Annotated in this window: 8 protein-coding genes and 1 pseudogene; 6 read left to right on the plus strand and 3 right to left on the minus strand. The window is 38.7% G+C overall.

All coding sequences use genetic code 11. The features are described 5' to 3' along the window. Window positions 1–291 precede the first annotated feature (291 nt). A complete protein-coding gene (gene psbA, locus RIV7116_RS26705; RefSeq protein ID WP_015117135.1) occupies window positions 292–1,374 on the plus strand; it encodes a photosystem II q(b) protein in 1,083 nt (360 codons plus the stop codon). A 464-nt stretch (window positions 1,375–1,838) separates the two neighbouring features. Here psbA and RIV7116_RS26710 read toward each other — a convergent pair whose 3' ends face one another. Beyond that, entirely contained in the window at window positions 1,839–4,031 is a 2,193-nt protein-coding gene (locus RIV7116_RS26710; protein ID WP_015121448.1) for an S-layer homology domain-containing protein, read from the minus strand. 126 nt (window positions 4,032–4,157) lie between these two features. Beyond that, window positions 4,158–4,370 (minus strand): annotated as a pseudogene (locus tag RIV7116_RS37700) (GNAT family N-acetyltransferase); the annotation flags it as partial. 351 nt (window positions 4,371–4,721) lie between these two features. Between RIV7116_RS37700 and recR the strand changes: the two are divergent. Further along, window positions 4,722–5,351, plus strand: a complete 630-nt coding sequence (recR, locus tag RIV7116_RS26720) for a recombination mediator RecR (protein WP_044292394.1) — start codon at window positions 4,722–4,724, stop codon at window positions 5,349–5,351. Window positions 5,352–5,665: 314 nt separating this feature from the next. Here the strand turns inward: recR and RIV7116_RS26725 are convergent, their stop codons facing one another. Next, window positions 5,666–6,670 carry a LysR family transcriptional regulator gene (locus RIV7116_RS26725; RefSeq protein WP_015121450.1) on the minus strand — a complete coding sequence of 335 codons (1,005 nt, stop codon included), beginning with the start codon at window positions 6,668–6,670 and terminating at the stop codon, window positions 5,666–5,668. A gap of 1,348 nt (window positions 6,671–8,018) precedes the next feature. On the opposite strand from RIV7116_RS26725, the gene RIV7116_RS26730 reads away from it, so the two are divergent. The 4 genes from RIV7116_RS26730 to RIV7116_RS26745 all read left to right on the plus strand — a co-directional run bounded on the left by RIV7116_RS26730 (window position 8,019) and on the right by RIV7116_RS26745 (window position 12,035). Beyond that, window positions 8,019–8,360: a DUF6825 family protein gene (locus tag RIV7116_RS26730; protein ID WP_015121451.1), complete on the plus strand. Its 342-nt coding sequence runs from the start codon at window positions 8,019–8,021 to the stop codon at window positions 8,358–8,360. Window positions 8,361–8,493: 133 nt separating this feature from the next. Further along, window positions 8,494–10,179: an AarF/ABC1/UbiB kinase family protein gene (locus RIV7116_RS26735; protein WP_015121452.1), complete on the plus strand. Its 1,686-nt coding sequence runs from the start codon at window positions 8,494–8,496 to the stop codon at window positions 10,177–10,179. A gap of 16 nt (window positions 10,180–10,195) precedes the next feature. Next, complete coding sequence (locus tag RIV7116_RS26740) at window positions 10,196–10,924, plus strand: Stp1/IreP family PP2C-type Ser/Thr phosphatase (RefSeq protein ID WP_015121453.1); 729 nt, start codon at window positions 10,196–10,198, stop codon at window positions 10,922–10,924. A gap of 913 nt (window positions 10,925–11,837) precedes the next feature. After that, window positions 11,838–12,035: an NblA/ycf18 family protein gene (locus RIV7116_RS26745; protein WP_015121454.1), complete on the plus strand. Its 198-nt coding sequence runs from the start codon at window positions 11,838–11,840 to the stop codon at window positions 12,033–12,035. Window positions 12,036–12,050: the final 15 nt, after the last annotated feature.

Here is a 12,050-nt window from a genome sequence, read left to right on the forward strand (position 1 = left end):
GAGCATGAAAATAGGAAATAGGCAGAACTTGTTCACTGCTCACTGCTCACTGTTCACTGCTCACTGTTCACTGCTCACTGCTCACTGCTCACTGCTCACTGCTCACTGTTCACTGTTCACTGTTCACTGTTCACTGCTCACTGAATTGTTCGCTGATAACAGAAATTAATATGTTGTATAAAACAAACTTAATTAAAATTCCTTTACAAAACGTAAACTTTCCTTTAAGGTATATATAGGTGAGCAAAAAGACTTACCGCTTTATAAAAGACAAACGCAATTATCCGAACCATGACAACCACATTACAAAGACGCGAAAGCGCTTCAGCGTGGGAGCAGTTCTGTGGATGGATCACCAGCACCAATAACCGTTTATACATCGGTTGGTTTGGTGTCTTGATGATTCCTACCCTACTCTCTGCAATCACTTGTTTCATCATCGCATTCGTAGCAGCACCTCCTGTTGACATCGATGGTATCCGCGAGCCTGTTGCAGGTTCCTTGATTTACGGAAACAACATCATCTCTGGTGCAGTTGTTCCTTCTTCTAACGCTATCGGTTTACACTTCTACCCAATCTGGGAAGCAGCTTCTCTAGATGAGTGGTTGTATAACGGTGGTCCTTACCAATTGGTATGTTTCCACTTCCTAATTGGCGTATTTTGCTACTTAGGTCGTGAGTGGGAATTATCTTACCGCTTGGGTATGCGTCCTTGGATCTGTGTTGCTTTCTCTGCTCCAGTAGCAGCAGCAACCGCAGTATTCTTGATCTACCCCATCGGACAAGGTTCTTTCTCTGACGGTATGCCTTTAGGTATCTCCGGTACCTTCAACTTCATGTTCGTGTTCCAAGCTGAGCACAACATTTTGATGCACCCCTTCCACCAATTAGGTGTAGCTGGTGTATTTGGTGGTTCTTTGTTCAGTGCTATGCACGGTTCTTTGGTAACCTCCTCTTTGGTACGTGAAACAACCGAAACCGAATCTCAGAACTACGGTTACAAATTCGGTCAAGAAGAAGAAACCTACAACATCGTAGCTGCTCATGGTTACTTTGGTCGTTTAATCTTCCAATACGCTTCCTTCAACAACAGCCGTAGCTTGCACTTCTTCTTAGCTGCATGGCCTGTAGTCGGAATCTGGTTCACCGCTTTGGGAATCAGCACCATGGCGTTCAACTTGAACGGTTTCAACTTCAACCAGTCTGTAATCGATTCTAGCGGTAGAGTTGTAAACACCTGGGCTGATGTATTGAACAGAGCTAACTTGGGTATGGAAGTAATGCACGAAAGAAATGCACACAACTTCCCACTTGATTTAGCTGCTGGTGAAACTGCTCCTGTTGCAGTAAGCGCTCCCGCAATCAACGGTTAATAATTAAATAATGTAGAGACGTAAAATTTTACGTCTTTACAATAAATAAAAATGCCTTCCAAGCAATCGGGAGGCATTTTTTGTTGTGTAATTTTTTATAGTTTGTAGTTTGTAGGGTGTGTGACGGTTACGTTAATTTATAAAGCGCAAAGAAACAATTAGGAATTACCGTCACGCACCAACTTATTAAAATACGTTTACTCAAATCAATACCAACAAAATCTTTTTCACCTTTAGCTATTCTTTCAAGTAATTCCTTAATATCCATAATAAAATTGAGCTAAAAACATACTTTTAAAACATCTTTATGGAAGACTTGAGCTATTAACTCCCTTCCCGCTCTAAGATTACCGAAAAACTGTAGGCTGGGTTTAGGAACGAAACCCAGAGCAATGTTGGGTTTCACTCCGTTCAACCCAACCTACCCTATAGCTAATCTTCTACCGGGATAGGAGTATTATCAATCAAGCAATCAAATTCTCAAAAACATCCAATTCCCGTGCTTGCTCGATATAACTAACTCCATATATCTTCGGTAAACGCTGCGTATTTACTAAAACTTCCCGCACCTCTAAATTAGAAATTTCTGCCAAATTACGATTTTCTGAAAGCGCTATTCCTATCCCAATACCCACACCTTGCCCAACACCACAGTTAAATTCAACGATTCTGCCAGCAGAGGAAGCATAACCTTTAAACCCAGAAGCAGGGCTGATAACAGCGAGATTGGGAACATCTTTAACTAAGGCGTGTTGGACACCAAAATTAAATAAAGGTGGTAAATGTAAACTCGGTTTTTGTAAGCCTTTTTCCGAGCTTCTATCAATTAAACCTGCAACACCTCCACGAATATCAAAATGATAGCCAAAAGTTCCTAAAGCTTGATTTTCTGGAACTCCCCCAGCTAGCATTTCTGCTCCCGTCAAAGGTTTTACTGCTCCGAGAATATTACCTGCGTGGCGGATGTATAATTCGGAAGCTGGTACTACTTCCAGAGCGCCAATATTTTTAAACCATTTAGCAACAGATTCCATTTCTTGAAGCATTCCGGCTGTCGGCAACGCCTTTTTTCTTGCTAAAGTTTCTGCTTTATCTGCATTCACATCGAACAGCAAAGCATTCCAAGACAATGTATTGTTATCTAAAATAGCGATATTACCATTATCTAAAACACTTCCGCTTACCTGTAGAGATAGAGGAGTACCCCGGAAACTATGATAAGCAATTGATAAAGCCTTAGAACGAACATCGATGTAATCTTTTCCAGCGTACATCGTTTTCAAGTTTCCATTTCCATCTATCAAACCTTGTCTGAGATAATCGGCAAATTCTGAATTATTACCGGCAGCAATATTTAATAAGTTTTGAAACTGCATATTAGCTGGGTTAGTAAAGCCTTCTAAATATTCGTATTCTATACGCTTGAGTTTTTCTACAGACAACCCTTTAGTTTGAAAAGTCAAAGTTACCGATAGTTCAGAATCTGGTAAACCAAATGTTGCAAACCCTTTAAGTTTTTTGACACCAGCAAATTGAGCTAATTCGGCATTGACAGTACAGTCAATAAAATGCTTTGCTGTATAAACTTCATCTCTAACTAATTCAATAGCAGCTATTTTTTTATCGTATTTAACTACCGATTTAATTTCTGCATTGCTGAGAATATTCGCTTTCACTTCTTGCAACATTTGACGTAAAGTCAGATTAGCATTCTGCGGATTTAAAGCGATTTGATAAACTCCTGAACGTTGCAAAAACTCGTCATAGATTGCCGGTGAATCTCCAAAAGTATCTAAATCTAAATCCCGACGGATTGAAATTGGAACAGCCGAACGGTCAAGATAAGACAATCCTCCTCTTACTAAATGACCGCCAATTCCTAATTGAGAGTTTCCTTTAAATAATAATAAGCTGCGGGGATATTTTCCAGTACGACGATTATATTCTCGCGATGCACATACCAAACTCAAAACACCAGGAACTTCATCACCAAAACAAATAATGTCATATTTCCGAGCTTTGTCTAAATCAGGATTTATAGATAGTTGGGATGAAATTAAATACTCAGATTCAATTTTTTCAGCTTGCTCCAAATAAACTAAAGCTTGATAAACAAAAGCAGAAATATCGGCGCGAGTTGCGGCTAAAGTGGGATTGAGTAATTTGATATCTGGAAAACTTGCAACCAAACCAGCTTTTGTAGAGATTGCCATTGCTATTTTGGCGTATTCAGGAATTTGATTGTAATCCTGATAAATTTGCGGCAAAAAGCTTAATAAATCGCTATCGACGCTGCTAGTAAATCCTAAACCGCTAATAATTGAAACTAAAGCATTTGCCCTTGTAATACGGTTGGCAGGACGAAATTCACGGTTAGGAAACCCGCTAATAAAAACTGTTTCGTAAGACTTTTTGATTGCCGAGAATGCCCAATGACTTGCAGGAACATCAACGAAAGGTATATATTCTCGTTTCTTAGGAATTTGGTAAAAAGTAGATGTAATAATGGCTGCGAACTCAGCCCTTGTGACTGAGTAATTTGGACGAAAACTACCGTCGGGATAACCATTTAAAATCCTTCGAGTTGCTAGAGCTTCAATGAATTTTCTTGCCCAGTGATTTTTAATATCTGGAAAACTTGTAGAGGTATTTACCATAATAATTCCAAAAAAATGTATTTAAATTGACGAGTCGTGGCAGACTTTGATTATGCTACCGCAATCCGTTGATTTTGAAATAATCATAGTTTTTGAGCTTCTTCAAGCAAATACATCTCTACCGTTCTATAGAGTAGCAAAGAGCATCGAAATTAAAATGTGTAGTTGTTTCTCGTATTTTAAGCCCGCTTTCTCCATAACTTTTCTTGAAGCTTGGTTTTCAGGGAAAGCCAGTGCAATAATTCTGTTTAAATTAGCTGTATCAAAACCGTATAAAACCGATGCTTTCGCTGCTCGTGTTGCAATTCCTTTTCCCCAATATGTTTTAGCTAAGTCGTAGAGAAGTTCTACTTCATTTTATTCTTCTAAATAACGAAGTCCTTGCGGAGCCAACCATTTTCGATGTTGCATCTTCTACAACTTTCCAAATTCCATATTCTTGTTGTTGACAATGTGCGACGAATGATGTGAGAGACTTTTCTACCTTTGCTTTGGGAATAGGAACGCCACGACTCGGAAGAAATCAAGTTACTTCTGGATCTGACCAGATAGCCGTAAGAGAATCCAAATCGGACAACTTAAATGGCTGCATTGTAAACCCGTCAATTGGTAGAATTTTTTTGGATATCATTCCCCTTTCACCTTAAATTAATCAAACTAACCAATCTAAAATTCTCTAAGAATGTCATTATATATAGGTACGCACATACTGGAGATAAGAAAACGGTTTACGCACGTCCTTTAGCACGATTAATCGAGCAACTGCAACGCTTACCCGGAGTTGGACCCAAAACCGCTCAAAGATTAGCGCTGCACATCTTGAAACGACCTGAAGCCGAAATAGAAGCTTTAGCACAGGCTTTAATTGATGCCAAAAAACGAGTCGGCTTGTGTCGAGAATGCTTTCATTTATCTTCCGAAGCCGTTTGTGAAATCTGCCGCAATCCCAAGCGCGACAATGAAACTATATGTGTTGTAGCAGATTCCCGCGATGTGATTGCTTTAGAAAAAACCAGGGAATACAAAGGTAAATATCATGTTCTTGGAGGAGTGATTTCTCCTATAGAAGGTATTGGCCCCGAACAGTTAAATATTCAACCTTTAGTACGACGAATAAGTCAAAGAAAACCTAAAGAAGTTATTCTAGCAATCAGCCCTAGTGTTGAAGGTGAAACCACTACATTATATATAGGACAATTAATTAAGCCATTCACCAAGGTAACGCGAATCGCCTTTGGTTTACCCGTAGGCGGTGACTTAGAGTATGCTGACGAAGTTACATTGGCAAGGGCTTTAGAAGGTCGCCGGGAATTAGATTAATATCGGTATGGGGAATCAGGTATTGGGCATTGAAGAAGAAATTAGTTATTCCTAATTCCTAACTTTCAACCACTTGTATAATCATCAGATTCTAGCGATCGCGAACCTTGAGTGAAAGCTGTTGCAAGTAATAACGTAGGTCATCTTGACAACATAAAACTCTAAAATCTAATAATATAAAGTTCGGCTTATTACTTACTATATCTTGAAGGTTTAGATAGTTGTTTATTACCAATGAGCCATTTTTAATTACCTATTACCAACCCTCACAGATATAATAACTGTTTAACCGAACATGATACACCTCTTAATTCCTATACAGTAAAGGATGCCATTGTCTGCAATTCTTCAATTAGCCGCAAAGGATTTTTTTGATCCACAGAAAATTGCTGGCTCTGCACTAGCAAATATTCTAAAAAAGTACTGGCAGTAATAGAAAGTTGCTTTTTCTTAGGATACAAGACGTGCCACTGACGATATAAAGGAAAACCTTCAACATCTAATATCGCTAATTTTTTGATTGTTTCTGCGGAATTTAATGTATGAAGAGATAGAACTGAAAGTCCTAAACCATCAATTACAGCTTGCTGAATAGCTTCATTACTACCAAGTTCTAAATTTATTGGTACTGATATTTGGTTTTGAGCAAAAAATTGCTGAACCACCTTACGGGTTCCAGAACCCTGCTCGCGCATAATAAAAGGCTCGTTTATTAAGCTTTTCAATGGAATGTTACGTTTGAAAGCAAGTGGATGATCGTATGGTGCAACTAAGACTAGAGGGTTATCTAAAAATGCCTTTGTTTCCATGTCTTCCCTTTCTGGCGGACAACTGAGAATATATAGATCGTCGAGATTCTCATTCAGCCGAGATAGTAGTACATTATGATTCGTTATTTCTAAAGAAACGCTAACCCCAGGGTATAGCTTACAAAATGGCTTGAGTAACTTAGGAATAAAATATTTGGTTGTGGTAACTGCTGCTAGTCGCAGTCTCCCCTGCTTCATTCCTTTTAAATCGACAATGGTAGTTTCAAGTCTGTCAAGACATTTGAAGATTTCTTTGCAGGTACCTAATACTTCTCTCCCTGCCTCAGTTAAGTAAATACGCTTCCCTACGTATTCAAAAAGAGGTACGCCTACCGCTTGCGTGAGGTGTTTCACCTGCATTGATACGGTTGGTTGGGTTACAAATAATTCTTCTGCTGCGCGAGTAAAACTAGAGTGTCTAGCAGCAGCTTCAAATACCTGAAGTTGGTCTAAAGTGATGGACTTTAAGAGAGTGTCCTTTTGTCTGACATCTCCTACATAACTTTTCATACTAATTATTAACTATTATTTTAGTTGCATTTATAGTCAGCGATTCAAAAGCAATAACTTCTAACTTATGCTAGATGAAAGTTTTATTTCCATATGTGTAGAATTCGTGACTTTAGCAACATTTGTGTTGCTTAAACTCAATATACATTACTTTAACAACATTTACGTTGCTAAACTTTAAGTAACTTAATATTTGCGCTTGTTTTTACTCTTGCCTTTGCATCAAAATTTGAACAGCATAAGCGAAGAAATCCTTGTTAGTTTTTGAAAGCATACAATTTTAGATAAAAACTATTAAAAATATTTATCAATAATACTTATGTATATACAACAACCGCAGAAGATGTTTATCTATATGCAGTGTTGAAATAACTCAAGAAATAATCTTCAACAAATTTACTTCGTTGCACACCTAACCCCTCACCCTCTTCTCTACGTTCGCGCCTAGTGAAGCGTACCGTAGGTATTGCGTGTGTCCTCTTAGGACATGGGAAGTGGGGGTGTAAAAGCCTCTCTCCCTGTGGGAAGAAGTTACTCTACTGCTCCGGTGACGCTTACACGAACGAGAAAGCGTTGAACCGCAATTCGTGAACGCGTTAATGGAAAGGGGTGTTTTTCTTTTTCGGAGATATCTATTGTGATAGAAGTTAGAGAAGCTCTACATGAATAAGCAAAAATCAACTACTTTGCAATTCTCTCTAATATATTTTGATGATTTTTGGTGATTAAATATACTCTGGGTATCAAATTGGTCTTTCAAGAATGCTTTAGATAAAGTGCAAATTATTATCATTAGTATTGCTTTGACATATATTACGGACGCACTGCGTGAATTAAGTAGTGTTGTCTATAGTAAAAATAAGATTTAGTGATAGTTGTATATAAAATCGTTTATAGCTAAAAAATAATTAGAGTCATTTTAGAATGCCTAAATAACGAAAATGCTATTAACATATGATGGTAATATTGATTAGCAAAAAGCTTCTTTCTTTATATTTCTGAATATTCTTAGTTTTGTGAATCGAAGCATTATCTTATTTGATTGGTTTTAAAAATTTAAATATAAATCTGATTTATGTAGTTTTGATGACATGAAGCAAACTGCTAATTTGAAATTCTATTTTCAAATTGAACTGAAGAATTATTAAAAAAATTATGGGATACTCGCTTGCTTCCTCAAGCTGGAATTTGCTCAAAGCCATATTCTACGAAGATTTGCGGTAATATGTATCGCTTTGTAGATAAAACAGCCCAAAAATTATGTCAAGCAAATCCAGCGTTATATAAGCACGTTGGGCATAGTAGCAAGTTATAATTTTTTTGCGGATAACCATAAAAAAAATTAATTATGAGTAACCCCCTTGTGCAAGCATTTTTCGTTGGCAGAGCAGCAGCCGAAGTCATTAACGAACGGATGGAGGGCGCTTTTACCGATGCTTTAAGCGAACTAGGTAAATTAGATGCCGAACTTAAAGAGCATATGCGCTCGTTTACTACAGAAGTTATGGAACGAGCCGAACGTTCTTCTGAAGCTGCTGGAACAGGAAGTGGAGGTTATTCTACGCCTGCCTCTGGTACTGGACAATCCAGTCCCGAACCTCTAGATGTACAGGCAATGATTGACGAACTACGGGCAGAAATTGCTGTATTGCGTACTGAATTGCAACGCCATCGTAGCGGTTCAGTTTAAAGCTAGGAAAACATCGAAACTGATAATAAAAGGAAATATAAAGGGGTATTTCCGTTGGTAAGAATGCCGAGTACTAGGAGATTTGAATCTCTTAGTTTATGCTCGGTTGAAAATCAACGGCTTTGCAAAAGCTATGGAAAAGGGTTATTCAGATAACGCATACCGTTGGAACCGCAAAAATTATTCTAGCAGGCGACGCTTCGTTGACATTTGGTCATTCGTACTGACTTTAATGTTAAGGCTTTGGCTATACAATAAATCCTGGAGCTATCGCGGCGGAGCCACCGAAACCAAAAAAGCTGCCAGAAGAAAATGGCAGGCAATTTGGATTCGTAATACTCTGCTGGATTTAGGACCTACTTTTATCAAAGTAGGTCAGTTATTTTCTACTCGTGCCGATATATTTCCCAGCGAATATGTAGAGGAACTAGCTAAACTTCAAGATAAAGTTCCGGCGTTTAGTTACGAGCAAGTAGAAGAAATTATTGAATACGAATTGGGAAAGAAAATTCCCGAGTTGTTTGCGAGTTTTGAGCCTGTGCCTTTAGCTGCTGCGAGCTTGGGACAAGTTCATAAAGCCGTTCTGCATTCTGGAGAAGCGGTTGTTGTTAAAATACAGCGTCCGGGATTAAAACAACTTTTTGAAATTGATTTAAAAATCCTTAAAGGTATTACAAAATACTTTCAAAATCATCCTAAATGGGGAAGAGGACGAGATTGGGTTGGCATCTATGAAGAATGTTGTCGGATACTTTGGGAAGAAATTGATTATCTGAACGAAGGTCGAAATGCCGATACTTTCCGCCGTAACTTCCGCGCTCAAGAGTGGGTTAAGGTTCCTCGCGTTTACTGGCGCTATGCTTCACCAAGAGTATTGACGTTAGAATACGTTCCTGGTATTAAAATTAGTCAGTACGAAGCTTTAGAAGCAGCAGGTTTAGATAGAAAGGTTCTTGCTCGTCAAGGAGCCGAAGCTTACCTGCATCAATTGCTGAATAATGGCTTCTTCCATGCCGATCCACACCCCGGTAACATTGCCGTTAGTCCAGATGGTGCGTTAATATTTTATGACTTTGGCATGATGGGACGAATCCAGTCCAATGTGCGCGAAGGATTAATGGATACACTTTTTGGTGTTGCTTCTAAAGACGGCGAACGAGTTGTTAATTCGTTAGTTAATTTAGGAGCATTGGCTCCAACCGATGATATGGGACCAGTGCGGCGATCGGTTCAGTATATGCTGGATCACTTCATGGACAAACCCTTTGAGAAACAGTCGGTAGCAAGTATCAGTGAGGATTTGTACGAAATAGCTTACGATCAGCCGTTTAGATTTCCGGCTACGTTCACTTTTGTGATGAGAGCTTTTTCTACTCTTGAAGGAGTCGGTAAGGGGCTAGATCCAGAATTTAGCTTTATGGAAGTCGCAAAACCATACGCAATGGAGCTTATGAGTGATATGAATGGTTCCGAGGGGAACAGTATAATTAACGAACTTAGTCGTCAAGCAGTTCAAGTAAGTACTAGTGCATTTGGTCTACCACGGAGACTAGAGGATACACTAGAAAAGCTTGAACGGGGAGATGTGCGAGTGCGTGTCCGGTCTATTGAAACAGAGCGTCTGCTACGAAGACAAACAAATATTCAGCTTGGGGGAACTTATGCACTAATTATCAGTGGATTTACCCTTTCAGCTACGATATTGTTGGTTCATGATTATGTATGGTTCGCACTGGTTGCGGGTTTGATTGCGGCAGCTGTATCGTGGATGCTAATTAGATTACTTTTGCGCCTCGACCGTTATGACCGTATGTATTAGTTAAATATGAAACTATATGAAACTTAAATTCACGGGTTTTAGCGATCCGGGACTTATTCGTTCTAATAATCAGGATGCTTACTATATTGACCCAGAAGGTCGATTTTTCATTGTTGCTGATGGTATGGGTGGTCATGCTGGCGGCGAAGAGGCAAGTCGAATTGCCAACGTGGAAATTCAAAAGTACCTGGTATCAAATTGGGATAGTTCTAAGTCTTCGGAAGAATTATTAAAGTCCGCTTTATGGGAGGCTAATGAAGCTATTCTGCGAGATCAGCAGGAACATTCCGAACGGGCGGATATGGGTACTACCGTAGTCGCGGTTGTGTTTCGTCCTGGTGAGTCTCCCTATGTTGCTCATGTTGGAGATTCGCGCCTGTATCGCTGGCGTTCGTCTTTATTGGAGTTAATCACTCAAGATCATACTTGGGTTGCACGTGCTTTAAAAATGGGTGATATCAATATTGAAGAAGCCAGGAATCATCCTTTCCGTCATGTTTTATCCCGCTGTCTCGGACGCGATGATTTACATGAAGTTGACGTACAGCCTCTTGATATAAGCAGTGGCGATCGCCTTTTGCTATGTAGCGACGGTTTGACGGAGGAACTTGCAGATGAAAAAATTGCCTGCTATCTACAAGAAAATACAGCACTTGAAAAAACTGCTTTGTCTTTAATCGAAGGAGCTAAGGATCAAGGCGGACACGATAATATTACTGTTGTAATTGTAGAACTTGAAGATTAGGTCTTATAAGATTATTACACGCCCAAATGTTAGAGCCACTGAAAACTGACTATTGTTGATAGTGGGATGATGTTTGTTTGTATTTTTTTGGGTTTCCACTAAAACCCGATTAATTCTCTTCTTGAAAGAAGAAATTTTCATATTCCAAATTTTGAGCAGCAAAATTAATAAGTCATGAGTTTCAAATTTTAAGTAGTCATGCAAAATTAATTTAACATTCTAAAAGCTTCGAGTTACTAGAATTGCTTCGTTCCATTCTCTAAGAGCGAACATTAAGCCCTTCGGGCATACTTCGTTAACGTTAACGCAATGACATAAATAATTTGGCATTTCTACTCTTCAACAGATTAATCTATTGCAGAGCAGAAATGCCAAATATTTTTCAATCGGTAGTTTCTAATACAAAATAAAAATTTTCCCCGCGAAGAGTAAAAATACTCATTAATTTGTTCAGTCTGAGCTTTTTTTTTGATTACAACTTGATACAAATAACTTAACCTCCGAAATTATTTTTGGAGGTTAAATTTTCGTATTTGCTAAATCGACTACTTGCACTTATGAAGCTAAGGAGAATATAATTCACCCTTAACTAGCCCTCTTACCAAGCTTCAAAAGCATTTTTGCTGACAGCTTGTTTAGTTTAATTTACTTAAGTAAACCTAATGAAGCCTAAATTCTACCGGAATATAGCTGTCTTAACTTGAGGTTTATACCATTGGGAAGAGGCATAAGACGCATCTAATTCAAAAATAGTCATTATGGGTGTGGGCAATATGTCAAACAATTGTTATCTTTCTTTATATAGGGGTCACAATTGCAATATAAATCTACCGTATACTTAGAGCTTAACGGTTCTGTAGTATCGATATAGATTTAACTAGCTATTTCCTAAACGTTTTTTGGAGTTTGAACAATGGACAAATCAATCGAACTTTCCTTGGAGCAGCAATTTAGTATCCGCTCCTTTGCTAGCCAAGTAAAAGGTATGAGTCACGAGCAAGCTCAAGACTTTTTAGTCAAACTTTACGAGCAAATGGTCGTTAGAGAAGCTACTTATCAAGAACTTCTCAAACATCAGTGGGGCTTGGATTCGGGTTCCACTTGGGCATAGACAATATAGTGTCGA

It is taken from the genome of Rivularia sp. PCC 7116, assembly GCF_000316665.1.
Lineage (GTDB): Bacteria > Cyanobacteriota > Cyanobacteriia > Cyanobacteriales > Nostocaceae > Rivularia.